22 protein-coding genes are annotated in these 26670 nt (G+C 65.4%); 16 read left to right on the forward strand and 6 right to left on the reverse strand.

What is annotated here, in order from left to right; translation table 11 throughout:
- Nucleotides 1-2 precede the first annotated feature (2 nt).
- Together fabG and ACIBTM_RS27525 are read right to left on the reverse strand one after the other, a co-directional pair.
- Nucleotides 3-740: a 3-oxoacyl-ACP reductase FabG gene (gene fabG, locus ACIBTM_RS27520; protein WP_395880029.1), complete on the reverse strand. Its 738-nt coding sequence runs from the start codon at nt 738-740 to the stop codon at nt 3-5.
- Nucleotides 740-1966 (reverse strand): acetyl-CoA C-acetyltransferase, encoded by a 1227-nt coding sequence (locus ACIBTM_RS27525; protein ID WP_395880030.1) that lies wholly within the window; start codon nt 1964-1966, stop codon nt 740-742. The genes fabG and ACIBTM_RS27525 overlap by 1 nt, the downstream gene beginning before the upstream one ends.
- Before the next feature lie 350 nt (nt 1967-2316).
- Here ACIBTM_RS27525 and ACIBTM_RS27530 point away from each other — a divergent pair, with 350 nt between their 5' ends.
- From ACIBTM_RS27530 to ACIBTM_RS27545, 4 genes are all read left to right on the forward strand, one after another.
- Nucleotides 2317-3975, forward strand: coding sequence for a long-chain-fatty-acid--CoA ligase (locus ACIBTM_RS27530; protein ID WP_395880031.1), 1659 nt, complete (start codon nt 2317-2319; stop codon nt 3973-3975).
- Nucleotides 3965-5320 carry a spinster family MFS transporter gene (locus ACIBTM_RS27535; RefSeq protein ID WP_395880032.1) on the forward strand — a complete coding sequence of 452 codons (1356 nt, stop codon included), beginning with the start codon at nt 3965-3967 and terminating at the stop codon, nt 5318-5320. Before ACIBTM_RS27530 ends, ACIBTM_RS27535 begins: the two co-directional genes overlap by 11 nt.
- A gap of 27 nt (nt 5321-5347) precedes the next feature.
- Nucleotides 5348-6586 carry a serine hydrolase domain-containing protein gene (locus ACIBTM_RS27540; RefSeq protein WP_395880033.1) on the forward strand — a complete coding sequence of 413 codons (1239 nt, stop codon included), beginning with the start codon at nt 5348-5350 and terminating at the stop codon, nt 6584-6586.
- A gap of 68 nt (nt 6587-6654) precedes the next feature.
- The gene (locus ACIBTM_RS27545; RefSeq protein WP_395880034.1) at nt 6655-7593 is read left to right on the forward strand and encodes a GDSL-type esterase/lipase family protein; all 939 of its coding nucleotides are present in this window, start codon (nt 6655-6657) and stop codon (nt 7591-7593) included.
- 354 nt (nt 7594-7947) lie between these two features.
- Here the strand turns inward: ACIBTM_RS27545 and ACIBTM_RS27550 are convergent, their stop codons facing one another.
- The 3 genes from ACIBTM_RS27550 to ACIBTM_RS27560 all read right to left on the reverse strand — a co-directional run bounded on the left by ACIBTM_RS27550 (nt 7948) and on the right by ACIBTM_RS27560 (nt 12304).
- A complete protein-coding gene (locus ACIBTM_RS27550; RefSeq protein WP_395880035.1) occupies nt 7948-9645 on the reverse strand; it encodes a thioredoxin family protein in 1698 nt (565 codons plus the stop codon).
- On the reverse strand, nt 9645-10883 hold the full coding sequence (locus tag ACIBTM_RS27555) for a pyridoxal phosphate-dependent aminotransferase (protein WP_395880037.1): 1239 nt from the start codon (nt 10881-10883) through the stop codon (nt 9645-9647). The genes ACIBTM_RS27550 and ACIBTM_RS27555 overlap by 1 nt, the downstream gene beginning before the upstream one ends.
- Before the next feature lie 167 nt (nt 10884-11050).
- Entirely contained in the window at nt 11051-12304 is a 1254-nt protein-coding gene (locus tag ACIBTM_RS27560; protein ID WP_395880038.1) for a PucR family transcriptional regulator, read from the reverse strand.
- Nucleotides 12305-12560: 256 nt separating this feature from the next.
- Between ACIBTM_RS27560 and ACIBTM_RS27565 the strand changes: the two genes are divergently transcribed.
- Together ACIBTM_RS27565 and ACIBTM_RS27570 are read left to right on the forward strand one after the other, a co-directional pair.
- A complete protein-coding gene (locus ACIBTM_RS27565) occupies nt 12561-13859 on the forward strand; it encodes a histidine kinase (protein ID WP_395880039.1) in 1299 nt (432 codons plus the stop codon).
- Nucleotides 13856-14524 (forward strand): response regulator, encoded by a 669-nt coding sequence (locus ACIBTM_RS27570; protein WP_395880040.1) that lies wholly within the window; start codon nt 13856-13858, stop codon nt 14522-14524. The genes ACIBTM_RS27565 and ACIBTM_RS27570 overlap by 4 nt, the downstream gene beginning before the upstream one ends.
- Here ACIBTM_RS27570 and ACIBTM_RS27575 read toward each other — a convergent pair.
- Complete coding sequence (locus ACIBTM_RS27575; RefSeq protein ID WP_395880041.1) at nt 14508-15164, reverse strand: response regulator transcription factor; 657 nt, start codon at nt 15162-15164, stop codon at nt 14508-14510. The genes ACIBTM_RS27570 and ACIBTM_RS27575 overlap by 17 nt on opposite strands.
- Before the next feature lie 751 nt (nt 15165-15915).
- Here ACIBTM_RS27575 and ACIBTM_RS27580 point away from each other — a divergent pair.
- From ACIBTM_RS27580 to ACIBTM_RS27625, 10 genes are all read left to right on the forward strand, one after another.
- Nucleotides 15916-16155 carry a mersacidin/lichenicidin family type 2 lantibiotic gene (locus ACIBTM_RS27580; RefSeq protein WP_395880042.1) on the forward strand — a complete coding sequence of 80 codons (240 nt, stop codon included), beginning with the start codon at nt 15916-15918 and terminating at the stop codon, nt 16153-16155.
- Between the two features lie 82 nt (nt 16156-16237).
- On the forward strand, nt 16238-16504 hold the full coding sequence (locus ACIBTM_RS27585; protein ID WP_395880043.1) for a mersacidin/lichenicidin family type 2 lantibiotic: 267 nt from the start codon (nt 16238-16240) through the stop codon (nt 16502-16504).
- Between the two features lie 96 nt (nt 16505-16600).
- Nucleotides 16601-19921 (forward strand): type 2 lanthipeptide synthetase LanM family protein, encoded by a 3321-nt coding sequence (locus ACIBTM_RS27590; RefSeq protein WP_395880044.1) that lies wholly within the window; start codon nt 16601-16603, stop codon nt 19919-19921.
- Nucleotides 19918-20400 (forward strand): hypothetical protein, encoded by a 483-nt coding sequence (locus ACIBTM_RS27595; protein WP_395880045.1) that lies wholly within the window; start codon nt 19918-19920, stop codon nt 20398-20400. Before ACIBTM_RS27590 ends, ACIBTM_RS27595 begins: the two co-directional genes overlap by 4 nt.
- Nucleotides 20397-22592, forward strand: coding sequence for a peptidase domain-containing ABC transporter (locus ACIBTM_RS27600; protein ID WP_395880046.1), 2196 nt, complete (start codon nt 20397-20399; stop codon nt 22590-22592). Before ACIBTM_RS27595 ends, ACIBTM_RS27600 begins: the two co-directional genes overlap by 4 nt.
- A gap of 431 nt (nt 22593-23023) precedes the next feature.
- The gene (locus tag ACIBTM_RS27605) at nt 23024-23149 is read left to right on the forward strand and encodes a hypothetical protein (protein ID WP_395880047.1); all 126 of its coding nucleotides are present in this window, start codon (nt 23024-23026) and stop codon (nt 23147-23149) included.
- 12 nt (nt 23150-23161) lie between these two features.
- Nucleotides 23162-23284 (forward strand): hypothetical protein, encoded by a 123-nt coding sequence (locus tag ACIBTM_RS27610; RefSeq protein WP_395880048.1) that lies wholly within the window; start codon nt 23162-23164, stop codon nt 23282-23284.
- 105 nt (nt 23285-23389) lie between these two features.
- Nucleotides 23390-24730 (forward strand): MFS transporter, encoded by a 1341-nt coding sequence (locus ACIBTM_RS27615; protein ID WP_395880050.1) that lies wholly within the window; start codon nt 23390-23392, stop codon nt 24728-24730.
- A complete protein-coding gene (locus ACIBTM_RS27620) occupies nt 24727-25872 on the forward strand; it encodes an ROK family protein (RefSeq protein ID WP_395880051.1) in 1146 nt (381 codons plus the stop codon). The genes ACIBTM_RS27615 and ACIBTM_RS27620 overlap by 4 nt, the downstream gene beginning before the upstream one ends.
- Nucleotides 25869-26585, forward strand: a complete 717-nt coding sequence (locus ACIBTM_RS27625) for an SDR family NAD(P)-dependent oxidoreductase (RefSeq protein ID WP_395880052.1) — start codon at nt 25869-25871, stop codon at nt 26583-26585. The genes ACIBTM_RS27620 and ACIBTM_RS27625 overlap by 4 nt, the downstream gene beginning before the upstream one ends.
- Nucleotides 26586-26670 lie beyond the last annotated feature (85 nt).

The following is a 26670-nucleotide window of genomic DNA, read 5'->3' on the forward strand; positions in this document are numbered from 1 at the left end:
GCTCAGAGGGAGATCCCGCCGTCGACGGGAAGGACGACGCCAGTGATGTAGGCGGCTTCGTCGGAGGCCAGGAACGCGACGGCGGCCGCCATTTCCGCGGGGTCGCCGAACCGTTTGAGCGGGATCGTCTCCGTCAGCCGGGCGAGCTTGTCCGCCGGGATCGACTCGATCATCCGGGTCTGCGCGTTGGGTGAAATCGCGTTCACGGTGATGTCGAAGTGGGCCAGCTCCTTCGCCGCCGTTTTCGTGAATCCGATGATCCCGGCCTTGGCCATGGCGTAGTTCGACTGCCCAGGGTTGCCGTGCAGGCCCGTGTACGACGTGACGTTGATGATCCGGCCGTGGCCCTGACGGCGGAGGTACGGGACAGCGGCACGGGTGAAGCGGAAGGTGCCGCCGGCATGGACCGCCATCACGGTGTCGTAGTCCTCGTCGGTGAGCTTCCACAGCATGCCGTCGCGCAGGATGCCGGCGTTGTTGACCAGCACGTCGAGTCGTCCGGTGTCGGTGATGACGCGGTCGATCACGGCTGTCACCTGGTCGGTTTCCGATACATCCGCTGCCAGGGCGGTCGCGCCGATTTCCTTCGCCGTGAGCGCGACGGCTTCGGCGTCGAAGTCGACCAGGTACACCGACGCTCCGGCGGTGTGGAATCGCTCGGCGATCGCGCGGCCGACACCACGTGCGGCACCGGTCACCACGATGCTGCGCCCGGTGAAGTCGAAGATCAGGTTTCCCATCAGGACAACCTCTCGAAGATGATGGCCATGCCCTGCCCGCCTCCGACGCACATCGTCTCCAGGCCGACGGTCTTGTCTTTCGCGCGCAGTCCGTTGAGGAGGGTGGTGGTGATGCGTGCGCCGGTCATACCGAACGGGTGGCCGAGTGCGATGGCGCCACCGTGCACGTTGAGCTTGTCGCCGAACGGGTCGATGCCGAGGTCCCGTGCGGAAGGGACGACCTGCGCGGCGAACGCCTCGTTGATTTCGACGAGGTCGACATCGTCGATGGTCATCCCGGCCCGGGTGAGTGCCTGGCGAGAGGCCTCGACCGGGCCGTAGCCCATGACCTCGGGGGACAGTGCGCTGACGCCGGTGGCCACGATGCGGGCCAATGGGGTGATCCCGAGCGAGCGGGCCTTGGAGTCGGACATCACGACCAGGGCGGCGGCGCCGTCGTTGAGGGGACAGCAGTTGCCCGCGGTGACCAGGCCATCGGGCCGGAAGACCGGCTTGAGCTGTGAGACGGCGTCGTAGGTGACGCCGGGGCGGGGGCCGTCGTCGGTTTCCACGAGGGTGCCGTCGGGCAGAGTCACGGGAGTGATCTCGCGGGCGTAGAAACCCTCGGAGATGGCTTCTTCGGCGAGGTTCTGTGACCGAACCGCGAACCGGTCCATCTCCTCTCGGGTCACCCCTTTGAACCGGGCGAGGTTCTCCGCGGTCTGTCCCATTCCGATGTAGACGTCCGGGAGGTCGCCGGCTTCTCGTGGATCCGTCCAGGTGTCGGTACCCGATTCGGCAGTCGCGAGCGTCCGGGCTTCCGCCTCGGCGAAGAGCGGGTTCCGAGTGCCCGGAAGGGAGTCGGAGGTGCCCTTGCCGTAGCGGGAGACGGTCTCGACCCCTGCGGAGACGAATACGCTTCCTTCACCGGCCCGGATGGCGTGCAGTGCCATCCGGGTGCTCTGCACCGACGACGAGCAGTACCGCGTGACCGTGGTCCCTGGAACGGTTTCCAGCCCCAGCAGCACCGCGACGACCCGCCCCAGGTTGTTGCCCTGTTCCCCGCCGGGCTGGCCGCAGCCGAGCACCAGGTCGTCGATCTCGGCCGCGTCGAGCTCCGGTACCTGGTCCAGCGCGGCTCGGACCAGTTGCGCGGTCAGGTCGTCGGCTCGCACCTCGGCGAGGGAGCCCTTGTTCGCGCGGCCGATGGGGGAGCGGGCAGCAGCGACGATCACTGCTTCGGGCATGGGGCCTCCGTGATGCGCGTGAATGATTGATCAAGTCGATCCGATACTCGGTTCACCGACTCCGCAAGTCAAGAATTCGCGCCGCGGTCGGGCAATGTGACAACAGAGCCGGAAAGATCTCGTGATCCGCACGAAAATCGGCGCCGTCTCGCTGGAGCTTGGAATGTATGTGTGTTCGCCCAATAAGGCGCGCCGGCTTTTGTGTGTTGGACAACCTGAAGGCAATTCCTTGCCCTGCTGAGTATTCCTGCCGCATAGTCGCGGAACTCGGTGCGGGTCTGATGCCCGGCTCGACAGTTCACGTTTTTTCGGAGAGGTTGCCTGTGTCGAAGACGACGCTGCGAAGCACCATGCCCGACGATGAGCTCCTGATCAGCCGGATCCTCCGGCGCGGGATGGAGGTCAACGGGACGAGTCAAGTGGTGGCCAACGATTCCGATGGTGCCCAGTACGCGACCTTCGCCGATGTCGGCCGGGATGCCGCCAGTCTGGCTTCGTCGTTGCGGAACCTCGGAGTGTCGGCGGGTGATCGAGTGGCCACGCTGATGTGGAACCACCGTCCTCACTTGGCGGCCTATTTCGCGGTGCCGGGCATGGGGGCGGTCCTGCACACGCTGAACCACCGGCTCGCGGTGGATGACCTGGTCTTCATCATCAACCAGGCCGAGGATTCCGTGGTTTTGGTCGACGACGTCCTCGTATCGGTGCTCGAGCCGGTGCTGGCACGGACGCCGACGGTCAAGCATGTCGTCACAGTCGGCGAGACGGCTGCGGATTTCACGGGTGTTGAATGCCATCGTTATTCAGACCTGATCGAAAGTGGTACGGGATTCGCATGGCCGGAATTCGACGAGCGATCGGCTGCGGCCATGTGTTACACCAGCGGAACCACCGGCACGCCGAAAGGCGTCGTCTACAGCCACCGCTCGACCTGTCTTCACACGATGGCGGCCTGCGCGGGCGGAGTTTTCGGCCTTTCGGACGTCGACCGGGCGCTGGTGCTGGTGCCCATGTTCCACGTCAACGCCTGGGGACTGCCTTACGCCTGTTTCCAGACCGGCGCCGATCTGCTGCTGCCGGACCGGTACATGCGGCCCGAGCAGATCGTGCGATTCATCGCCTCCGAGCGCGCGACGATCACCGGCGGGGTGCCGACGCTGCTGAACTCGCTGCTCGACGCGGCCGGCGCTCATCCGGGAAGCCTGTCGAGCCTGCGGCTGGTCAACTCAGGAGGATCTGCGCTTTCGGTGTCGACCGCACGTCGCTTCCACGACGAGCACGGCGTGCCTGTGGTCCAGGGCTGGGGCATGACCGAGACCAGCCCGCTCCTGTCCATTTCCCGGTCTCGTGATCCCGAGTCGGTGGTCAACGGGGTCGGCAAGGTCGTGCCCGGCGTCGAGATCCGCGTCGTCGACGAGCACGGTGCAGTCCTGCCGTGCGATGGCTTCTCGGTCGGTGAAATCGAGGTCCGGGGCCCCTGGGTGACGTCGTCCTACTACGGCGCGGAAGCACCGGAGAAGTTCCACGACGGCTGGCTCCGCACCGGCGACGCCGGGAGCGTCTCACCGACGGGCGAAGTCTGCATCACCGACCGGCTGAAGGATGTGATCAAGTCGGGCGGCGAGTGGATTTCCAGCCTCGACCTGGAGAAGGCCATCGCGACCCATCCGGCGGTCTCCGATGTGGCGGTCATCGGCGTGGCCGACCCGCGGTGGGAAGAACGCCCGCTGGCGTGGGTCACCTTCAAGACAGGTCGGACCGCGACGCCGGCCGCACTCGAGGACCACCTGCGTGACCGCGTCGCGCGGTGGTGGATCCCCGACGCCTGGGCGTTTCCCGACAGCATCCCGACGACCGCCGTCGGCAAGCACGACAAGAAGCTACTGCGCCGCTGGTTCGCCGACGGCCACGATCACCACACGCCCACGCCCGAACAAACCGAGTCCTCGGCCGGTGACGTGCGACCGCGCCATACCGCCTGGAGGAAGGAACCTGAGGATGTCGTCTGACATCAACATTGCACGGCCGGAAAAGCAGTCCTCGACCAGTGGCTCGATCACCCGCGGTTTCGCCCGGCGCGCACTGATTCTGCTGTTCCTGGCCAACCTGTTGAACTTCTACGACCGCTCGATTCCGGGCCTGCTTTCAGAAAACATCAAACACGAATTCGGGCTCACCGACACGCAGCTGGGCCTGACAGCGTCAGCAGCTCTCGTGATCTACGCGATCGCCGGGATCCCGCTCGGCCGGTTGGCGGACAAGGCGAACCGGGTACGCGTCCTCGGTGTCGGGCTCTCCGGGTGGAGCGTCCTGACGGCGCTGAATGGCCTCATGCCCAACGCCTGGTCGTTCACAGCGCTGCGCAGCGCCGTCGGAATCGGTGAGGCCTCATGCGCACCGGCCGCCAACTCCCTTGTCGCGGACATGTTCCTTCCCGCCCAGCGCGCCCGTGCGGTGGGGGTGATGCAACTCGGGATCCCGGCGGCCACCGTGCTAGCTGCGTTCACCGTCGGGCCGATCGCCCAGGCGTCGGGCAACTGGCGTCTGCCGTTCTTCCTCGCGGCCATTCCCGGCCTTCTGATCGCGGCCGCGATGTTCTGGATGAAGGAACCACCTCGTGGGACCCGCGAAGGAGCACCGACAGTGCGTCCAGCGCCGGTCGCACACCCGATCCGTGCGGTCCTGGCGATCCCGAGCCTCCGCTGGATCGCGCTCAGCGGCGCGGCGTTCAACTTCGCCATGTACGGGATCGCGAACTTCGGAGTGCCGTTCCTGCTTCGTTACTTCGGAATCCACCTGGCCGGCGCATCGGTGACGACGGGCGTCGTGACTGGTGTTTTCGGAGTCGCGGGACTGCTGCTCGGCGGTGTCGTCGCCGACCGGGCCCGTCGCCGCTCGGAACAGGCCCGCCTGCGAGTCGCAGTGGTCGCCCTGCTGACAGCAGCCCCGATATTGGCCGTCGCCTTTCTGCTCGGCAAGAACGCGTTCGCCGGCTATGCGGTCCTGAGCGCGTTGGCCACGTTGCTGCTCTTCGGCATGTACTCGCCGGTGTACGCGAGCATCTACGACGTCGTCGAACCGCGTCTGCGCGGCACTGCGACCGCCGTGTACTTCATCGCGATGTACGTCCTCGGCGCCGCTTTCGGTCCGTTCCTGATAGGTGCCATGTCCGACTGGTTCGCGCACCTGGCCGCCCACGGCGAGGTGCCGACTCCGGCTGCCGTTGCCGACGGATTGCGGTACGCACTGCTCGCCAGCTGCCCCGTGGCGCTAGCGCTCGCCGGCGTGTGCGTCTGGCGGGCGTCCCGACACATCCTGCGCGACGCCGCGGCCATGCGCCGTCGACAGGACTAGCCACACGACGCTCACTGGAGGAAAGCTGTGACCAGAATTCAGGTGACCGACGACTCTTCGCGCTTCGGCTTCGACCCGCGGCGATTGGGACGGATCGATCGCCGTTTCGACCGGTACGTCGAAGACGGCGTGCTTCCGGGCTATCACATCGTGATCAGCCGGTCCGGGGAGGTCGTCTACTCCCATTGCGGCGGCTACCGCGACCGCGAGCGCCTGCTGCCGGTGAACGATTCGACGCGCTGGCGGATCTACTCGATGACCAAGCCCATCACTTCGGTCGCGGCGATGATGTTGTACGAGGAAGGCGCATTCGAGCTGACCGACCCGATCGGGCGCTACCTGCCCGAGTTCGCCGACATGCGGGTGTACACCGCATCCGCAGCGGCGAGAACGCCGGTCACCGTGCCTGCCACCGAGCCGATCCGGGTCTGGCATCTCCTGACCCACACCGCCGGCCTCACCTACGGCTTCCAACACTCACACCGGGTGGACGCCCTGTACCGGGCGGCGGGGTACGACTTCGGTACCCCGCAGGGGGTGGACCTGGGGTCCGGGTGCGAGGCGTTCGCCGGCTTCCCTCTCCTGTTCAATCCGGGAACGGCGTGGAATTACTCAGTGTCGACCGACGTACTGGGGCACCTTCTCTCCGTCATCAGCGGCTGGTCGCTGGACAAGGTCTTGGCGGAGTACGTCCTCAACCCACTGGCCATGTCGGAAACCGGCTTCAGCGTCGATGAAGATGCCGCCGACGATCTCGCCGCGATGTACCTGCTCGACGAAGGATCGGGGCGGGTCGTCCGAGGCAGCGAGGTGACTGTCCCCGGTGTCGCTAAGCCGGACTTCCTGTCCGGAGGAGGTGGGCTGATTTCCACCGCACACGACTATCAGCGGTTCACGCAGATGCTTCTGCGGGGCGGGGAACTCGACGGCATCCGGCTGCTCGGCCCTCGAACTGTGGATTACATGACGCAGAACCACCTTCCGGGCGGAAGCGACCTGCGCGGAGTCGTTCGCTCTGGATACGGGGAAACCGGTATGAACGGTGTGGGATTCGGTCTCGGCTTCTCGGTCGTTCTGGATCCGATGTCCACCGGGACGCTCGGGACAGCCGGCGAGTTCGCCTGGGGCGGAGCCGCGAACACGATCTTCTGGGTCGATCCCGTCGAAGAACTCACCGTCTTGTTCTTCACGCAGGTTCTGCCGGGCTCAGCACTGCCTATTAGGCCATTGCTGAAGCAGTTGGTGTACCAGGCGCTCGTGGGGTGACTGATACGGGGGCGCCGCCCGCAGACGGTCCCTCTGATTTCCCATCATGTCGAAATTAAGGATGATTCATGAAAGTGATAAAACGTGTAGCAGTCGTCGTGGCGACCGCTTGCGTCTTCGCTAGCGTGATCGGCGCCAGCGCGCCGGCGTCGGCGAATGAGCCGCCCCCTCGGACGTTCAAGCACTACGTAGCGCTGGGTGATTCCAGCGTCGCGGCCCCGGTCGTCGGTGGCTGGGACCCGGGCCTCTGCTTGAGAGGAATAAAACGCTACCCCACGGAACTGCAAAAGCGCTTGAAGGCTGAAGGCGTTAATTTGATGAACGACACGACGACCCTGACAGAGGTTGAGTGCACCGGCGCGCTCACGCTCAACTTGAGTCGGTACGCGGGTATCGTCGCCCTTCCTTCCTCACTGCGCGAACTTGAGAGCGTGCCTGTCGGCGTTGCTCAGGGACTTGAGCAGGGGAAGATAATGCAAGCCGATAGCGTGAAGTCGGATACGGACCTGGTGACAATCAGCATTGGCGCCAATGACCTCTGGAAGTATGTCGACCTGACCAAGCCCTGTGATCCATTCCAGGCGTTTATCGCGGCCCTGTTGGCTCCTGCTCTCGAAAAGAGGTTGGTGGCGACGATCGAAGACGTTGCCGGACGCGCGAGTCCTAACGCAGTTATTGCGGTGACTGGCTACGTCAGCCTGAAACGAGCGGAAGTGCCGGGCGGATGCTGGTTGTTCCCGTGGCAGCCGACGGTTGGCGATACGCTCAATCGTGCGATCAAGGACGCCGTGGGGAATGCGAGTGCGCACGAAGGCAGTAGCAACAAATCGCAGCGGAAGATTCGCTTCGTCGACATCGCCGCAGCCGCTGAAAATCATGTTGGTCCGCCGGTCTACCAGGGAGCGTTTTCCTTGAATCCGACGGATGGAATAGCGAATCACCCCACTGCCGAAGGGGTGGATATGTACGCCGACGCCATCGCGGACGTCCTGAAGGCTGCAGGTTGATACAGAGCGGTGGCTGGTGGCCGTGGCCCGGCATGACTGTCTGCGTGTCAGGCGTGCCGGGCCGATCAACTGCGCGAATCCACCAACGATAGAAGCCGTCTCTGTCCGCGACGGGCACGACCGATTCGGTCTTCGTCGTACGGCCTGGGCAGACCTGTTCGGGAACTGCTTGCATCAGTTCGGGCCATTGCGCCAGCGGGATGCTGGTCCCGCGGATCCCGTGCGCTGCTGCCGTGGGGTTGGACGAGACCGACCGCCAAACGACGCCAGCTCCCGGCCCGTCGGGCTGAATCGCTGGCGCGGCGCGCGCCTTCCCATTGCGGCGGTCCCGCCTGTTCGTGTCGTCCTGCCTGGTTATCGCCGGAAGGAGCTCCAGTTCTCGTTGACGATCGTCTGCGGCAGCGCCAGCCGGAGCGCGTCGATTTCGCTTGTGAAGGCCAAGAAGTCGTCCGTCGTGTAGGCGAATAGGTCCAATGAGGACAGACCGCTGAGCGAGCGCAGGGCGTACGTAGCGTCCCGGGTGATTCGCTCGGGCAGGAGCTGGAGCGTGCGAAGCCGGCGGAAGGACGCGAGGCGTCTGATCTCGCGGTGCCCGAGCGTGCCCACACCCATGACACGCAGCTCATCGATCTCGCTTGCGAGCGAGGTGGGTGTCGCGTTGTCGCGGAGCCGGTCGGGGCCAAGCTCGACCGCCACCGACCAGCCGGCGGGCACGTCGATGTGCCCGCCTCGGCGGATCTGGGTGGCGTCCTCGCCGAAGCGGCCCGGTGGAACCAACTCCACCCAGAACGGCTGGGGGCCGGCGGGCAACGTGAAGGTCCGTGGTGGATGTGTTACGAACTCTGGGAGCGTGGCCGTCGGCGGTCCGGTGAGGTTGGCAGCGTCCTGAAGGGCGCCGCGAAGCCGTCCGTCGAAGCCGTCGGCGAAAATCTCTGAGGACCGCCAGACCTGACGGCCGTTCCACAGCACGACCATCGTGGGTAATGTGCGGATCCCGAAGCGGGCGGTGAGATCCGGTTCGTGATCGGCATCGATCACCACGATCGGCTGGTCACGAGTCACGCGACGCAACCAGGTTTGAACTGTTCCACGGTCGACGATCCATCGTGCGGTGAACGCGAGGACGACCACGGTGGAGCGGGCGAGCGTGGCGTCGAACTCGTCCATCCGCTCGTCGCTCGTCGCCGGGTGATCGGGTTTGCCGTCGGTGCGGTCCTGTAATTCGGGGAGCTTCCATTGGCCGTTCACGACGATGCGGGCCGAGTGAGGTACCGGCAGGTCGTCCGTCCCGACGAGGCTGACCAGGTTCGGCAGGCGGAGGACTTCTTCGACCGTCTCTTCGGCGGCGCCTCGGAGGTCGAGTTCGACCGACGTGACCAGGCTGACGGCAGGCACGTCGGCTAAACCGGGCAAACGCACGTCGCGGCCTGTGATGGTCAGCCGGTCGATACAGCCCGGCAGGAACTCGTGCAGGACCCCAGGGTCGATCGGCGGATTCTGCCGGTGGTCGGCGCGCAGGCGCACCTCGACGAGCTCGTCGACGCCGACGATGACCGTGCTTCCAGGCTGGATTTCGCGAGCTCGCACCCGGCTGTGGCTGCACGTCACGAAGACTTCGGTGGTCGTGTCCAGGTCCGAGGGTACGTACAGCATGCGTGGGCGCCACCGGTCGCGCACGGCCGGGCTGATGTCGATCCTCGGGTCCAGGTTGCCCACGACCTCCAAGACCGGGAGGAGGACTGCGGCGAGGTCGTCCGCGGTCGTGTGCTGGTCGAAGCCGACCTGTTGCCATACGCGATTGCCCCGGTGGAAGATCACGAACGTGGGGAAACCGGCGATCTGATATCGGCGCCGCAACTCCGGATATCGGTCGACCTCGACGGACATCACGTGCACCCGGTCCTGATATTTGATGGCGAAGACTTCGAGTGGTCCGGCGAAGCCGGGCGAGGGCGAGCACCAGGACGCGGTGAACCAGACCAGGACGTCGGTGTGGTGGCGCAGCGCATCCCGCAGGGCCCGCGGGTCGATCCGGCCGATGGAGCCGCCCATCAGGCGACGCCTTCGGGATGCACGAGGTCCTGCAACGACTCCCGGATATGAGCGAGCGAGTCCGCGATCCACGGTAGGTTCAGCGGGTCGTCCCCATAGAGTGCGGACCATTGCTGCTCCGCGCTGCTCCCGTAGAGCAGGCCTGTGGCGGCCCGGAACCGGAGTGCCCGCGGATCGTCGCCGAACGCCGCGCCTGCCAGGACACCGATCCCGTAACGTTCGAGCAGGACGTCGGCCAGCCGCGCACCCGTCTCGATGCCTTGCGCGGCGAGCACCGGCCGGACCGGCTCGAAGTCGGGGTAGAGGAAGAACCCACCCTGCGGCGTCCGGCAGGATGCGCCGGCGGCAACGAGTCCCGCGTGGACGGCGTCGACGACAGCGTGGTGGAGACGGCGCGCGGCGTCGACGTAGTCGCGCACCTCGGCGTGGTCGGCGAACACGTACTCCGCCACCGCCTCCATCGGGCCGGGGACGCTGGACCAGACTTCACTTGCGATACCGAGGACCTTCGTGCGAAGCGGCCCGTCCGGGAGCCGGGCGTACCCGATCCGGTAGCCGCCGAGCGCAGCGGCTTTGCTGAGCCCGCCGGTGACGACTGTCTGCTCCGGCAGTTCGAGGGCGGGGCTGTAGACCAGGTCTTCGTAGCTCAGGTCACGGTAGATTTCGTCGGACACGATCACCAGGTCGTGTTCCCGCGCGATCTCGCAGACGTGCTTGATCAGCGACGAGGGTGCCAGCGAACCCGTCGGGTTGTCCGGCAGGGTCAGGACCAGGATGCGGGGGAAGATCCCCGCCTGGTGTGCTGCGGCGAGTCCTCGCTCGAGGTTGCCGGGATCGGGGACACCGCCGGTGTTACCCGGGACGTCGACCCAGAGGACGCGCTTGCCGGTCAGCCCGGCTTGGGCCGCATAGCTCACCCAGGACGGGCGGGGCAGGACGACGTCGCCGGGCAGGGCGGCGAGCACGGCGAAGAGGAGGGCTTTGCTGCCGGGGCCGAGCACGACCTGGCTCGCGGCGGTCTCGAGGCCGCGGCTCGTGAGATACCACGCTGCCGCGTCGCGGACGGCGCCGCCGCCGGAGACAGGGCCGTAGTCGTTGCGGTGCGCAGAACCGGTCAGTGCGTGTTCGATTTCGGGCAGCACGGGCAGGCCCACCTGCCCGAAACCGAGGTTGAGGACCCGAGACCGCCGGCTCCGGATGCTCTCGTTGAGCGCGGGGGTCACGGAGGGAACGGTCACCGGAAATCCTTACGTCGCTGGAGAAATGAGGGAGTTCGATTTGCGATCTTCGACGGCGGAGTGAGGCGGGCTTGTGCGGTTCGCTGAATTGCCGAATCACACGGACAGGGTTCGTGAGCGGGTACAAGGTGCCGTTATTTGTTCCAGCGACGTAGGCCGGGGTTTGGTCAGAGGCAGAGCCGGCCAGTGCTCGGCCGGTCCGCGTTCCGTCTCGCTTCGTAGATCCTCCGCGCCGTGTAGGCGGCGCTGAGCCGTTGAAAGTGTGCCGGGCGCGCGGGGTCCAGGCCCGTGAGCTCGGCGATCCGCCGGAGGCGGTAGTCGATCGTGTTCGCATGCACGCCATGGGCGGTCGCGGTCTTGCGGCGGTTCGCGTCGTGCCGCAGGTAGGTCTCCAACGTTTCGAAGAGGAACGGGAACTCCGCCAGCGGATCCAGCATCATCGCCAACGCCTCGCCCGCCGGGCCTGGCTTGGCGACCTGAAGCTCTAGCGGGATGTCCGCGACCGTGTACAGGCCGGGCGGGAGCCCGAGGGCAACTACGACGTCGAGTACCTCGCCTGCCTGTTCGTCCGCCTCCGGTACCGATTGGGCAGAGCCGGCCGCGGTGGCCGCCGTGATCCGGATTCCGGTTGTCACGGCCAGGCTCGTGACGAGGTCGTCGAGGTCGACCCGGCTTCGCGGCCTCTGCTCGCTCCGGGCCAGCAGGACGACGCCGCGGTCCGGGTAGAGCGCCGCGAGCGGCAGCTCGTCGGTCAGGGACCCCATCGCCTCGTGAAGGGCACGCAGGGTAGTTGTGTCGTCTCCGGTACCGCGGCCGAATGCAAGGCGGAGTATGTCGTAGTGGGCGGCGACCGGGATGCCGTAGTGCTCGGCGAGCTCGTCGTGGGGTTCGCCGTTGAGCAGTGCCGTCAGGAGCATGCGGCGCGTCGCCCGGTCGTCCTTCGCCCCGCGGTTCAGCGCCTCGACGTACGCGGTGCACGCGGCCGTGGTCACGGTCTCCTGTAACTGCATGAGGAGCTTGGTGGCCTCGACGACGTCATCGACGTCGTCCGGCAACGCGTCCTGGACCAGAAGTTCCCAGCCGCCGCGCAGGCCGACCTGACACCCCCGCAGGACTGTCGTCAGCGTGAGCCCATCCTGGACGGCTCGCTCGACGACGTCCGAAATACCGGAAATATCGCCGGAGTTGGGTGGCACACGGTCGCGAAGCATGCGAGCGGCGTGGTCGAGGTTCAGGCCGACGAGCCGCCGGATGGGCTCGACCACCCGCTCGGGGGACATGGCCCGGATCGCGGCGATCTCCTGGTCGATGTGCCCGGCCATTTGCTTGACCAGTTGCGTCTCGAGGCTCAGCAGGCGTTCGTGCACGGCGATGCCGCCAACGCGCAGCGGCCGGTGGACGAGGGGCGGGTCAATGCTCATGCGCTTCTCCCGAACAAGGAATTCGGACCGCTTCGCAGACGGCGGATATCGCCCTTTCTAGGAATCCTTGTCAGGTTTCACAAGCCATTCGTGGTGAACTACTGCCAAAACACGAGTGGGGTACACCGTGAGGATGAGAGACACCTTGTACCGTGGCAGTAGGGCCTTTGCAGCGTGACCGCGTTACCCGTGTTCACCAGTCATCCGCATCGACCGCATCATCGTGCGCGCGGAGCCGGTCCGTGATCATTTTGTAGTGTTTTCGTGGCTGAGCGGGGAATTCATGGTGTTGCCCGCATGGGTCGAGCGCTGGCGTGGACTGTATCGCCACCGTCCGGTCATCGCCGATTCGGTGCTGGCGGTGGCTTTTGTGCTGGGCCACGTCGCTGTCTCCGCAGCATGGTGGGGCTTGGCGATGCCTGCGGGTAGAAGGGTGTGGCTGCCTGAGCTACCGGCAATCTGGCAATTGGTAATGCTCGGCTTGACGCTGGCTTTACTGGCTGTCCGGCGGCGCTATCCGGTTACGGTTCTGTTTGCGCTACTGACGGCCTATGTGCTGGCCGTCGATGTACTCAACGGTGTGAGTGCGTTTCCGTTCATCGCTGTCTTGATCACGATGTACGAAGTCGCGACGTCGTGCAGCCGACGGGTGATGGTCGTCGCGCTCGCGGGTGTCGTCGTCATGCTCGTTCTTGGCGTGCTGTGGCAGGCCTACCTCGTCAACCGGGCCGGGCAGCCGGTGGCCACGACGGCCTTCGCTTGGGCTCTCATCGTTGTCGTGATCGAACAGGTCACGATGTCGTCGACGGCGGTGGCATTCGGCGTGGCCGTGCGGACGAGCCGCGGCCGGGCCCGAGAGCTACAGGAGAAGACCGCCGAACTGCGCCGGGCGCAGGAGCAGCTGGCGGCCAAGGCCGTCCTGGAGGAACGGCAGGCGATCGCCCGGGAACTACACGACGTCGTCGCGCGCGGACTCGGCGTGATCAAGGTGCAGGCAGGTGTGGCACTCGCCCTGCCTGAACAGCGGGAGGATCTCCTGCGCGTGATCGAGGACGTTGCCCGTGACGCCGTTCTCGACATGGGGCGCATGCTGGCCACGCTGCGGTCCCTGCAGGCCGGGAACGAGCCGGGACCACGGCCGGGACTGGCCCGGCTCGACGATCTGGTCGCTACGATGCGGCGGTCGGGCTTGCCGGTCGACGAGCCGGTGCGTGTCACGCCTCGCCCGCTGGCGCCTGGGCACGACATGGCCGCCTACCGGATTACGCAGGAAGCGCTCACGAACGTGCTCAAGCACGCAGGCCGGGTGCGTACCACCGTCCGACTCGACTACCGGCCGGAGGTACTGCTGATCGACGTGGTCAACGAGGCCGGCGAGCAGCGGGACCCGCCGCCGTCGACGGGCAACGGCCTGCTCGGCATGCGGGAGCGCGTCCTTCTCTACGGCGGCTCACTGGAGGCCGGACCGACCCCGGACGGGGGATTCCGCGTGCGCGCGCAGCTGGCGACCGGAAACATCGACAGCGGCGCCGCGGGCAAGGGTGGGGACAGATGACGGTCAGAGTTTTGCTTGTCGACGACATACCGATGATCCGCATCGGCTTCGCGACGATGCTGAACGCCGAACCGGACATCGACATAGTCGGTGAAGCAGGCAATGGCCGCGACGCGGTAACCCTCGCGCGGCGACTCCAACCAGACGTCGTCGTGATGGACATCAGCATGCCAGACCTGGACGGGCTCGCCGCGACGGAGCAGATCATCGCCGAGAGCGCGGGCCGCACCGCGGTGCTCGTACAGACGACGTTCGACTCGGACGAGAACGTCTACGCCGCGCTCGCGGCCGGCGCGTCGGGATTTCTCCTCAAGACCATGCCGGTGGAGGACTTGGCCCGAGCGGTACGGCTAGCGGCCGACGGCCAAGCGCTCGTCTCGCCCGAGGTCACGAAGCGGCTGATCGAGCAGAACCGCGTGCGATGGTCACGGAGGAGCGACGCGGATGAACGCGCGAAGCTTGAGACACTGACCGATCGAGAACGCCAAATCCTCAAACTGGTCGCGAGTGGACAGTCCAACAGCGACATCGCCGGAGCGTTGTTCCTGGCACCGACCACCGTCAAGACCCACATCACCAATGTCATGTCCAAGCTCGGCCTGCCGACCAGGGCGCACCTGGTGATCTTCGCCTACGAAACCGGCCTGGTCACACCGGGGCCTTAGCACTGCCGGACGAACCCGGGCGATGGCCGAGAATGCCCTGGGCATGGCCGAGCATGATCGCGTGCGCCCGGTTTCGAGCCCCCAGCTTTCGCAGTGTGTTCTTGACGTGCGAGCGAATAGTCTCGGGGGAGAGAAAACAGGACTCGGCGATGTCCTTTGTCGCCAGTCCGACGGCGATCAGGCCGAGGATCTGGCACTCCCGCGCAGACAGAACGGCACTCGATCCAGGAGGACGACGCTGCGCCGAGCCGTGCACGATCCCTTCGAACTGCTCTGCGACGTATCCACCTTCGTAGTGACAGAAGGCTACGATCTCCGCCAGCCGGTCCGCGGAGACCGCACGGTCGATCACACCGTCTGCCCCGTATCGTAAAAGTTCGTGCAGGTAGGCGGCGTTCTGGTCAGTCGGGCTGACCAGAACGACGACCGTCCGGACGGTCTCGATCGCAATGAGCGCCTGGGTGAGCATCGCTCGCCGGTCCAGCCGGGAGTCCACGAGGACCACGTCCGGGCGCGTCTCGTTGCACATGCGCACCGCTCGACCGCCATCACACGTCGCTCCGACGCAGCGCAGCCCGGGTTCGCGCACCGTTGCCGCACGGAGGCCGTCGTGGAAGAGCGGGTCCTGGTCGACCATCATCAGGCTGAGCGGTGCGGTCGATGTACGAGCGCCCGCGCGAGCTGGAAGCCGCGAGAGAAATGCGTTGATGACCTTACTCCTAGACTCGAAGTCGCCAGGCTGACACGGCAGAGGAGTTCGCGTCAATAAGGGTTTGACACGAAAGAATCGGTCCGTGTTCGGGCACTGCCCGAATTCATTGACAGGTACCGTCCGAGAGCGGAAATAATGGCCGAGAGCCCGGTCCTAGGGCCCTCCACGCCGGCCGGGCACGGCTGGGTGCCGGGATTTGAACCCGGCACCCAGGCCGCCTCGGCGGCTGGGCGACCGCAGCCTCGGTTCCGAGAATGCCGAGCTGGTAGCCGCAGGAGATCACGTTCGGCTGATTGCGCAGCCGATTGGCACGAGCCATCACGATCTATCCATTGGAGATAGCCCCACTGTGTTTTCCTATCGCGCAACGATGGGGAATGGTGTGGTCACGCTGTCGAGGGCGTCGGCGCATGAGTGATCTTCCTAGTGTGGCCGCTGTGTGACGTCAATATCTCCCCGGAGATATTCGGGCAAATTCACGACTGGCGTGATCTTGACCTAAGGCTTCGGGTCGGGCAGGTTGTGTGAGCGAGTGAAGACAGGTTCTCTGCTCAACGGAGATTGTTCTGGAGAAGTGCGCGGCCACCCCTCCAGAAGGGTTAGCCGTGTGCCACGGTGGCTTTGGGAAACTTGTGCCATTCTAGTTCCTTGTATGGAATTCAGCAGACGGGAGAAGTGAGTGAACGTTGTTCGGGCATGGAAAGACCCCCGTTACCGGCGACAGCTCAGTCCTGATCGTGATGTACTTCCGACTCACCCTTCGGGGACGGTCTCGATGACCGATCGCGAATTGGACGACATCGGCGGGGGTAGTTTGCTGGCGGGTCTCGGCCTTGGGGTAGCCGTGACCATTGGCCTATGTTCACCGAATGGCACGATGTGCGGATCGTGCAAGTGGGGAACCTTGGCTTGTTGCTAATCTTACCCTTTGCGGTTTCGCGGGCTGCGCGTCTCGAATGCCATGAAAGTAAATGCTTATCCGGTTGACTTGAAAGGATAAAATGGTGAATGTTATTCGCGCGTGGAAAGACCCCGTCTACCGACGTGCTGCGGGTGAGAGGTCGGGGTCACTTGAGCATCCCGCCGGCGAGGTGGCGCTGGGGGTGCTGAGCGAAGGCGAATTGGCGGTAGTGAATGGTGCAGGTACCAGCAAGCTTGCAACCTTCGGCTGTTGCCACTCTGCGGAAGGAACTTGGACTTTCGTTGGACTCTTTATTCCCCCCGCTTTGCCGGGCATTGTGATCGCAACTCAAAAGTTGTGCAACTAATCCCAGTTCGGCGCGGTGGTCCAAGCAAAGGTAGGCCGCCGCGCCGACGTGGGCGAGAGCGTCTGCAAGCCGTGTAACTGTTCCCAGAGAGGCGTCATGCAACCTTCCAACGAGCCGGTCATGCCGAGTAGTGTGGTCCGTGATCTCGCTGCGTCGACCCCGTGGGTGACGGCGGCGACGTTGGCGGAGCGAATTGCAGCAAGCCCACAGCCGGTGGCATGCGAGTCGGATCATGGCGATTACCGGGTGGCGTCCTGGAGTGAGTTGTGGTGGGTTCAGGGTCACCCGGAGGCCGTCCACGACCGGCTGGCTGCGATTGGACTCGACTGGAGCGACTTCCGTGCTCTGCTTACTGAAAGCCCTGACGGGCTAGCGGCCCGAATGGGTCAGCCTCCTCAGTGGTGGGTCACCTTTGTGGAAAGCGTGGAGACTGCTGATGACCACACCGGTGATGACGAGATCGTACTGGGGTTGAGTGAGTTCATGCGTCCGGTGGTGCTGGCTGCGCGCCGACGGGTGGCTGCGAGTGTCGAGATAGCGCTTCGCGGGAACGTACCGTTGCAGTTGGTCGGGCTGCGAGAAGTCATGCTTGCCACGTTGCCAACGCAACGGTTGCTGGACGCGGTAACAGGCGCGCTGGTCCTGGAACTCAACGTCGCCCGGCTCGAAGGTCGGCTGGACGGAGACAGTCCTGAGGCGCGGTTCGCCGATTTCCTGTCGATGCTGGCCAAGCCGGATGTCGCGGCGGCACTGTGGCACGAGTACCCGGTGATGGTGCGGCACGTGGTCGAGCTTTGCGACCAATGGGCTCGCCGCGCCGTCGAGTTTGCCGAACGGTTGATCGTGGATCTGCCAGAGCTTATAGATTCGGGTGTCTTGGCGGCCGGAGCCGGACAGATCGTGGAGGTGTCCTTCGGCGCTGGTGATCTGCATCGCGATGGTCAGGCAGTAGCCATTGTAAAATTCGAGGATTCCAATCTGGTGTACAAGCCACGTTCTTTGCGTTCGGATGTGGCATTCAGCTGTCTATTAAACTGGTTCAACGCTACCGGTCCTCGCCATCGATTGCGAGCAGTGCGGGTTCTTGACCGCCCTGAGTATGGCTGGGCGGAGTTCGTGGGGCGAGCCGATTGTGAGGGGATTTCCGAGCTTCCTTCGTTCTACTGGCGGATGGGTAGTCTGCTGGCGCTGTTGCACACTTTGCAGGCGACGGACTTCCATCTGGAAAACGTCGTGGCCGCCGGGGACAACCCAGTGGTGGTAGACCTGGAAGCGCTTTTCCACACCTTTCGGACGGAGATCCCGCAGAATGCTCCTGGGTCTGCGTCGGATCCGGCTTACGCTTTCCTTGAACATTCGGTGATACAGGTTGGACTGTTGCCGACCGCCATTCTGTACCAGGACGAGCGCCAGGTGACGCAGAGCGTCGACGTGAGCGGTGTCGGCGGGAACGACCGGCAGCTGACCCCGATTGAGGTGCCGGTCTGGGCCGGGGTGGCCACCGACAGCATGCGATTGATCAATCGGCGCTTGCCTATGCCGGGGGGTGACAACCAGCCGATCATCGACGGCGAGCGTGCCGATCCAAGCAAGTATCGCGCGGACCTGGCCCGTGGGTTTACCGCGACATACCGGACCGTCGTCGAACACCGCGCTGAGCTGTTGGCTCCGGGTGGGCCGCTGGATCAGTTCAACGCAGCGCGACTACGCCTGATCCTGAGGCCCACGCGATTTTATGCCCGACTTCTTCAAGATAGTCTTCACCCTGATTTCCTTCGCGACGCACTGGATCGTGACATCTGCTTGGATCGGCTCTGGGGTGGCCTCGTCGGCCACCCGTACCGCGACAGATTGATCCAGAGTGAGATAGCGCAACTGGCAACCGGAAATATTCCGATTTTCGAGTTCTTTCCCGCAAGTCGAGATTTACTTCTTGCCGATGGGTTGGTCTTGCAGGGTTTCTTCAGTGCAGCACCGAGTGAGGTGGTGCGGGAACGTATCGAACAATTCGGCGAGGATGACCTCGACGCGCAGTCGCGTGTTATCGAGAGTTCCTTTGCCTGCCACGAGATGGGAGTTTCGCAGGAGCCGTGGTCTCCATACGCGACCACGCTGTCCGATGCCGAGGCTGTCCGGGACGACCTCGTGGACGCGGCTACTCAGATCGGAGAGCGGCTGTTGGCCACGGCATTTCGCGCCGATCGACGCATTGGCTGGCTGGGGCTGGACCTGGTCGACGAACGGATCTGGACGCTGAACGCGGCGGGTACCGATCTCTACAGCGGGCTGCCCGGGATCGGCGTCTTTCTGGGTTACCTAGGGCGGATTGCCAATCACGCAGAGGCGGCCGCCGCAGCCGAGACGATCGCCGACCACCTCTGTGAAAGGTTCGCGCCCTTGCTGCAGGACGGAGCGCGACTCGACGAGGACGACCCTGACCACCGTCTGGTCACGGTGGGGGGCTTCGGCCCGCTGGCCGGGCCGCTGTACTTCCTGTCCACCATCAGTGCCCTCACTGGCGACGACCGTTGGACAGAGACCGCGCGGGGGCTGGGAAACCAGTTGATCCCGCGTTGCGGCACTGACCCGCACCTCGACGTGGTCAGCGGCTCCGCCGGGACCATCCTGGTAGCGTTGGCCGCCAGAAGAATCTTGGGTGATGAATTGGCTCTGGCTGTCGCGACAGCGGCGGCCGAACGGCTACTCGCCACCCAGACCGACGTTGGCGCCGGATACCGTGCATGGCCATCTGTGATCAGTACAAGCTCGATTCCGCTCGCCGGATTCTCCCATGGTGCTTCTGGGTACGCCGTGGCCCTGAGCCGGGTCGATGAACTCGAGCCGGATCCGCGGTACCGGGCCGCCATTCGGCACGCGCTGAACTACGAACGTAGCCTCTACGACGCCGCGGCAGGCAACTGGCGTGATGCTCGCGAAATTGCGGCTGGCAAGGGCGAATTCATGACTGCCTGGTGTCATGGTGCACCGGGTATCGGGCTTGCTCGCCTGGAGCTGCTCGGATCTCGGACCGACGACATGCTCCGGGAGCAGTTGGCCGATGACCTCGAGATCGCGGTGCGAGCCACTCTGGCCGCGGGTCTCGACGGCTCGGCTATCGACGGACTAGGGAACCAGAGCCTTTGCCATGGCGACTTCGGCAACCTGGAATTCCTCCGGCGCTACGCCCACACCACAGGAAACCGAGGTATGGCGATCCGGACACGACGGTTGCTGCGGACCGTCGTCGAGGTCGGCCGGCGCCGTGGATGGACGTGTGGCGTGCCGACGGGAGTCGAAACACCTGGTTTGATGACAGGCCTCTCTGGTATCGGCCTTGGTTTGCTGAGCGCTGCGCACCCGCAGTCCGTGGCTTCGCCACTCCTGTTGGAACCACCCCGCGCGGAGGCGTCGCCGTGACCGGAACCTCGGGCACGCGACTTTTTCGTGCAGAGAACCTGCGCAGGTACCGGGCCAATCCCTCCAGCCGCACTCGTCACCGGGCTTTCGTCGACGTCGGCGTTCGCTGGTGGCCGGCGATGGTGGCGGCGGCTGTGGTCGTACTCGCAGTACTGGCCGTCGTTGTGATCAGAGTCGACCGAACGGCCACGGTCACGATCATGGGTCGCCATAGTGACGTCCTGCTCGTCCTGCCGCCGCAAACCGCGGACCTCACGAGCGGGTCACTTGAGGCACGAGTCGGCAACGGATGGGTTCCCGTCACCCGTGAACCGGCTGCCGTCACGGGTCCCGCCGGCTACCGGCTACTTGCTTTGCGCGTCGCCACAGCGAACATCGGCGTCGGGCCAACGGCCGATGAGGGCCTGCCCGGGCAACTCGTGCTTCGGACCGGGACCACGGCGTTGGCATCGGTATTGGTCAAGGCGGCCTTTCCGTGATCGCGGCACGCCGCCGGAAGGACTCCAAATCCATGCGCAGACGCAGCATCCGCTTTCAACCCCAGGCCTCCGCCGTTGAATGTGGTGCTGCTTGCCTTGCGATGGTGTTGTCGTACTTCGGGTGCCAGACGACGGTGCGTCAGGTTCGTGATCGGCTCGGGCTCGGCCGCGATGGCGTCTCCGCGTTGGCTCTGGCCAAGCTTGCCCAGACCTACGGTCTTGAGTCGAAGGGCCTGCACTGTGAACCTTCGGTCCTTGGCCGGCTACGCCTGCCTGCGATCGCGCATTGGGGTTTCAACCACTTCGTAGTTGTCGAGAAGGTCACCAGCCACGGCGTACACCTCGTCGATCCGGCCGCGGGACGACGAAGAGTGAATCACGAGGAATTCGGAGCCGAGTTCACCGGCGTTGTCCTTACGTTCCTACCGACCACGTCGATGCGCCGTACCCGGCACAGAGGCGATAGCATGCTTCGCTTTCTCGCACGCTACATACCCCGACGACCACTAGCCCTCACTGCGATCATCGTCTTCTCCTTGATCCTTACCTTGATCAGTCTCGTGCCGGCGGCCCTAACCGGCTTCACGGTCGATCAGCTCGTTCCGTCGGGTGCGAGCAGTGCGCTGACAATCGTCACGGTCGGAGTTCTCACGGTTCTCGCCAGCCAAGCTGCTGTGAGCTACGCCCGTGCCGAACTCCTGCTGTACCTGCAGAGCCACCTCGACACACAAATGATGACTTCCTTTCTGCGGCACCTTCTCATGCTGCCCTTCAGTTACTTCCACACTCGTACCAGTGGGGATCTGCTACTTCGTCTGAGTAGCAACACGATCATCCGGGATTTGGTGAGCACGCAGGCCATCACCACTGCCCTCGATGTTGTCAGCGTCGTTCTTTATCTGACGGTCCTCCTGGGACGAGCACCCGACTACGCCTTAATCGTAATCGTCGTCGCGACTGCTCAACTTGTCCTCGTCGCATTCACCACCCGACGGGCAACAGACCTCACCAACCGCGAGCTCGGCGCGGTCTCCGACGCCCAGAGTCACATGGTGGAAACCATAGTCGGCATCGAATCGATCAAGGCCGCCGGTGCCGAGCAGCACGTGTACCACCGCTGGGAAGTACTATTCAGGAACCAAATCGGCAGCGCACGATCCCGGCTGAGTCTCGACAACCGCGTCGATACCGGGTTGAACGCTCTACGCACCGGCATGACACTCGGTCTGGTACTTTATGGCGCCCACCGTGTCATCTCAGGAGGCCTGAGCCTGGGCGGTATGCTCGCCCTTGGCGCGATCACTGGCAGTCTCCTGGCCCCGCTCAATAGCCTGAGCAATACCGCCCGGCAACTTCAACGGGTCGGCGTCCACCTTGCCCGCATCAAAGATGTCCTCGATGAACTACCTGAGCAGCTCGACACCTCGGCTCGCCGCAAGATCCGCTTGCAGGGCGCCGTCGAGGCCCGCGGGATTACATACTCGTATGGGGCCCAAGGGCCGCCCGCAGTCCGTGAAGTCTCGCTGTCGTGCCCGGGCGGATCATTCACTGCCATCGTCGGAAGTACCGGATCGGGCAAAAGCACCCTCGCCCGGCTCTTGTGCGGCCTCCATCGGCCCACCCACGGCGCCGCGCTGTTCGACGACGTTGATCTGACCGAACTCGACCTGACCGCGCTCCGGCAGCAGTGTGGCGTCGTCGTCCAGGACGCCGCCGTGTTCAGCGGCTCCATTCTGGGCAACATCACCATAACCGCGCCCGACGCGTCATTCGATAAGATCGAATATGCGGCAAGACTTGCCTGCCTGCACGACGAAATTACGGCCATGCCCATGGGATATGAAACGCGCCTTTCCGAGGGTGGGTTGGGATTGTCCGGCGGGCAGAAGCAGCGAATCGCGCTCGCGAGGGCTCTTTTGGCGCGCCCCAAAGTGCTACTGCTCGACGAAGCAACCAGCCACCTCGACGCGTACACCGAAGCGCAGGTCCACCGCAATCTTGCCGAGCTGGATTGTACCCGGATCGTCATCGCCCACCGCCTGAGTACTGTTCGCCGCGCCGACCAGATCGTCGTAATGCATGATGGCCAGATCGTCGAACGAGGCAACCACACCCAGCTGCTGACCCTTGGCGGTACGTACAGTCAGCTGGTTGAGGCCCAAACCGACGAACCAACGATCGCTGAATCCTGAGGATCACGTTGTGACAGAACCAAAATACAATCCGGACGCGAACGAATACGTCTCTCAAGAAGGCCGACGTGCAGCGGTTCGAAAGCGGCGTGTTACCAACGTGGCCACGTTCGTGCCGCTGGGCGCCGTCCTGACTGTTGTTATTCCAGGTAACGCTCAACATCACTGGATCGAAATCGTCACTCGGGCAGCCGGTGTCATCATGCTTGCTGTCGGAGCTTACGCTCTTGTCGCCCTTATTCGGACGGAGATGACGAGGCGCCGTTAACGGACAGACGGGCGGCTAGCGGAATCTGGTTCGGCGATCGGCTTCGTCGCCGTCGTGCTGGGTTTTCGTGACCACGTGCACGGGGTAAATAGGTCTGGCGGTTGACTTGCCAGTTTGACCGAGGAATTCACGGCCGCTACTCAGCGAGATCGACTGGTGATAAATGGCCGCCGTGAACGTCCGCCCGGACGTCGTCTACCGGCCGGTCGGTGATGTGACGCCGTATCGGACTCTGGCGCTCGGGGAGCCGGTCGCCGTCGATCGCCAGATTCCTCAGGATCGCCGCTGAACACGGGCCGGAGTGACGATCGACCGGTTCGTCCGCGACGCGGGTTTGGTGATGGCTCTCACCGTCGCCGAGGTCGTCCGGTCCGGGCGGACCCGGGAACGGCTGATCGGCAGGGCGCTTGCCCGATCGGCCTGACTCGGCAGGCCGATCGTCCCCGAAGCCGCCGGATACGGGCAGAGGAGGCGGACCCGCTCCTAATTTGGTGTTCGTCGCACAAAAAGCGGGCGGGGAGGAATCCTGATGGTGTCGGGAATGGCGAGCCAGTCGACGATGTCGCCGAGGCGGGCGCGGTTCGTGCGGAACTGGACCGGCAGGCTTGTCGCGTTCGGCGAGTTCATCGATGGCTACGACCTGCTCGTCATCGGCGCCGCCGTCCTGTTCCTCAAGCCGTCGTTCCACCTCACCGCGTCCCAGATCGGCCTCGTGACCGCGGCGGCGTTCGTGGGCACGGCGCTCGGCCTGGTGGTCTTCGGTGATCTGTCCGACCGGTTCGGCCGCCGGGTGATCTTCATGATCAACCTGGTGGTCCTCGTGGTGGCCTCCCTTGCCGCGGCGTTCGTCCAGGACGTGTGGCAACTGGTCGCGGCCAGGTTCGTGCTCGGTGTCGCGGTAGGGATGGACATCCCGACCTCCCACGCTTTCCTCACCGAGATCGCGCCCAAATCCCGCCGAGGCCGGATCGCGGGCAGCTTGCCGAACATGATGTGGCTGGGTGGCGCCGTCACGTCGGTGTTGCTCGCGCTCGCCCTCCAGCCGTTGTTCGGCGACGAGACTTGGCGGTGGCTGTTCGGACTGGCCGCGCTGCCCGCGGCCGCGGTCCTGGTGGCGAGGCAGTTCCTGCCGGAGTCGCCTCGTTGGCTGAGCGCGCGCGGCCGGGTGGAGGAGGCGCAGCGGATCTACGACGCGCTCGGGTTGGAACCGCCGAAGCGCGACGTCTCAGAGCAGCGGAGCTACCGGATGCTGGTGTCCGGTGGTGCGTGGCGGCGGCTGGCGACGGTCACGGCTTTCTTCGCCATCCAGGCCTTCGGAGGCGCGGTGGCGACGGTCGCCGGACCGTTGATCATCAGCAGCACCGGCATCGGGGTCTCCAACACCCTGTACTTTTCCCTGCTGGGTTTCGTCGTGGGGCTGATCGCCGTGGTGGCAGGCGCCGCGATCATCGACCGGGTCAACCGGCGCTGGCTGGGCGTGTGGACGTGCCTCGGGGTGTTCGCCGCAGGGCTCGGAATAGCGTTCACCGGCGAGCGCGCCGGTGTCGGCCTGGTGGCCTTCTGGGTCTTGTACGCCATGCTGACCTGGTTCGGCCCGGGCGTGTTGTCCTGGGTGTGGAGCACCGAGGCGTTCCCCACCTCGTTGCGGGGCCTGGGATCCGGTATCGCGCAGTGCGTGACCCGGCTCGCGATCGCGCTCAACGTGTTCCTGGCACCCATGCTGGCGCAGAAGCACGGCATCGCGGTCGTCGCGTGGTACGCCTGCGCGTTCCTGGTGAGCGCGGTGATCGTGCTGCTGTCGCCGTGGCTGGCCACCACCGGTGTCGAGCTCGAGGAAACCAACGGTGTCGAGTCCGGGAAGCCGGAATGAAGAGGAACCACCCAGGTCACACCGGAAGCCGGCCGCGTCAGGCCCGGCAGGCCAACACGGCCGCCGTGCTCCAGTTGCTCGTCCGGAGCGGTCCGCTGGCGCGTGGCGACATCGCGAAGGAACTGTCCCTCAACCATGGCAGCGTCAGCCGGATCGTCGAGCCTTTGCTGTCCGCCGGTGTCGTCCGCGAACTCGCCGAGCGGTCCACCGGCGCCCGGGTCGGCAGGCCCCGGGTGCCGGTGGAACTCGACTCGTCCAGCCGGTACGCGGTCGGTGTGCACCTCGGCCTCGAGAGGACCACGCTCGGACTGATCGACCTGTCCGGTCACTGCATCAAGACGTACGCCGAGAACCGCGATCCGGCGGACAGCGCCGCCACCCTGCGGCACGCCGCGGAACTGGCGGCCGGGATGGCGGACGCCGCGCCGGGACCGGTGCTGGGCATCGGGGTCACCGCCGGCGGTGAAGTGGACCGGGCGACCGGCCGCGTCGTGCGCAACGACGTGCTGGGCTGGGCCGACGTCCGGGTCGACGGCGTGTTGCGTGAGCGGACCGGGCTCGACGTCGTGGTGGACGGCAACGTGGCCGCCCTGCTGGGTGCCGAACTCACCTTCGGCGCGGGGCTCGGCCGGTACGACGTGTCGTACCTGTTCATCGGCAACGTCACGGAGACGGGGTTCCTCAGCCGGCCGGTGGGTACGTGCTCGAACGGCATCGTTCAGGGCGGCTTCGGCCGCCTCCTCGTACCCGAGCTCGCCGGTGGCGGTCACCGGCGCTTCGGCGAGTGCGGGACGGACGTGGCGTTGCTCGCCGCCGCCCGGTCCGCCGGGGTCGCGGCGACCTCGCTGACGGAGCTGATCCGCCTGGCCGACACGGATCCGGCCGCGGCCGGGCTTCTCGAGGCGCGCAGCGCCCAGGTGGCTCTGGTGGCCGACACGGTGTACGACCTGATGCGGCCGGACCTGATCGTCCTCGGCGGCAGCGGCGCGCCGTCGGAACGATGGCTCGACGCGGTGCGCGATCGAGTCGAGACGGCTCCGCCGAGGGCGCTGGTCCGGCCACTGGCACGGGGCAATCCGTTGGTCGTCGCGGCGGCGGGACTCGTCGTGCGTGCCTTCTTCACCAGTGGGGAGTGGTCATGAGTGGTGTGGTGGTACTCGGCGGCGCGGGCGGCATCGGTTCGGCCGTGGTACGCGCGCTTCGGATGGAGGGACGACCGGTGGCGGTGGTGGACATCGCGCCCCCGCCACCGGAACACGCCGGCGTGCCATGGATCCGTGGCGACGCGACCGACCCGGCCGTGATCGGCGCCGCGTTCGACACCCTCGGCGGCGTGACCGGACTGGTGCATTGCCTGCTGAGTGAGCATCGCGCCCCCTTCGCCGAACAGACGACGGACGCGCTGCGCAGGGTGCTGGACATCGCCGCGGTGTCCGCGTTGGAGCCGTTGCAGCAGCTGGTCGCCCGCGCCGGGGGAAGGCCGTGCGCCGCTGTGCTGGTCAGTTCGATCCACGCGGGCCTGGCCTGGGGCGGGCAGGCCCCGTACGCGATGGCCAAGGCCGCGTTGGAGGCGCTCGGCCGCGCGGCCGCCGTGGAACTCGGACCGCGTGGGTTGCGGTGCAACACCGTCCGGCCGGGATTCGTCATGGTGCCGCGTAACGCGCATCGCTGGCAGGACACGGCCACCCGCGAAGCGTTGACCGGGCTACAGCCGACCGGCGAGCTCGCCGGGCCGGACGACGTCGCGAGCGTGATCGCCTTTCTCCTCGGCGATCAGGCCAGGTTCGTTTCCGGTGAGATCGTCACTGTGGACGGCGCGATGACCGCCGTGCTACCCGAACCGACGACACCGTGATCCCGCGCGGCCACAGTCGATGAGGACGTTCTTGTAGGACAGGTTCGCGTAGCAGTTGACATCGCCCACGCTGCTGCGCGGACGG

The organism is Amycolatopsis sp. NPDC049868 (genome assembly GCF_044461365.1).
Lineage (GTDB): Bacteria > Actinomycetota > Actinomycetes > Mycobacteriales > Pseudonocardiaceae > Amycolatopsis.

Coding starts and splice junctions, on each gene's coding strand:
- fabG (WP_395880029.1), bottom strand. CDS start 740: ATGGGAAACCTGATCTTCGACTTCACCGGGCGCAGCATCGTGGTGACC.
- ACIBTM_RS27525 (WP_395880030.1), bottom strand. CDS start 1,966: ATGCCCGAAGCAGTGATCGTCGCTGCTGCCCGCTCCCCCATCGGCCGC.
- ACIBTM_RS27530 (WP_395880031.1), top strand. CDS start 2,317: ATGCCCGACGATGAGCTCCTGATCAGCCGGATCCTCCGGCGCGGGATG.
- ACIBTM_RS27535 (WP_395880032.1), top strand. CDS start 3,965: ATGTCGTCTGACATCAACATTGCACGGCCGGAAAAGCAGTCCTCGACC.
- ACIBTM_RS27545 (WP_395880034.1), top strand. CDS start 6,655: ATGAAAGTGATAAAACGTGTAGCAGTCGTCGTGGCGACCGCTTGCGTC.
- ACIBTM_RS27550 (WP_395880035.1), bottom strand. CDS start 9,645: ATGGGCGGCTCCATCGGCCGGATCGACCCGCGGGCCCTGCGGGATGCG.
- ACIBTM_RS27560 (WP_395880038.1), bottom strand. CDS start 12,304: ATGAGCATTGACCCGCCCCTCGTCCACCGGCCGCTGCGCGTTGGCGGC.
- ACIBTM_RS27570 (WP_395880040.1), top strand. CDS start 13,856: ATGACGGTCAGAGTTTTGCTTGTCGACGACATACCGATGATCCGCATC.
- ACIBTM_RS27575 (WP_395880041.1), bottom strand. CDS start 15,164: ATGATGGTCGACCAGGACCCGCTCTTCCACGACGGCCTCCGTGCGGCA.
- ACIBTM_RS27585 (WP_395880043.1), top strand. CDS start 16,238: ATGGTGAATGTTATTCGCGCGTGGAAAGACCCCGTCTACCGACGTGCT.
- ACIBTM_RS27590 (WP_395880044.1), top strand. CDS start 16,601: ATGCAACCTTCCAACGAGCCGGTCATGCCGAGTAGTGTGGTCCGTGAT.
- ACIBTM_RS27605 (WP_395880047.1), top strand. CDS start 23,024: ATGGCCGCCGTGAACGTCCGCCCGGACGTCGTCTACCGGCCGGTCGGT.
- ACIBTM_RS27615 (WP_395880050.1), top strand. CDS start 23,390: ATGGTGTCGGGAATGGCGAGCCAGTCGACGATGTCGCCGAGGCGGGCG.
- ACIBTM_RS27620 (WP_395880051.1), top strand. CDS start 24,727: ATGAAGAGGAACCACCCAGGTCACACCGGAAGCCGGCCGCGTCAGGCC.
- ACIBTM_RS27625 (WP_395880052.1), top strand. CDS start 25,869: ATGAGTGGTGTGGTGGTACTCGGCGGCGCGGGCGGCATCGGTTCGGCC.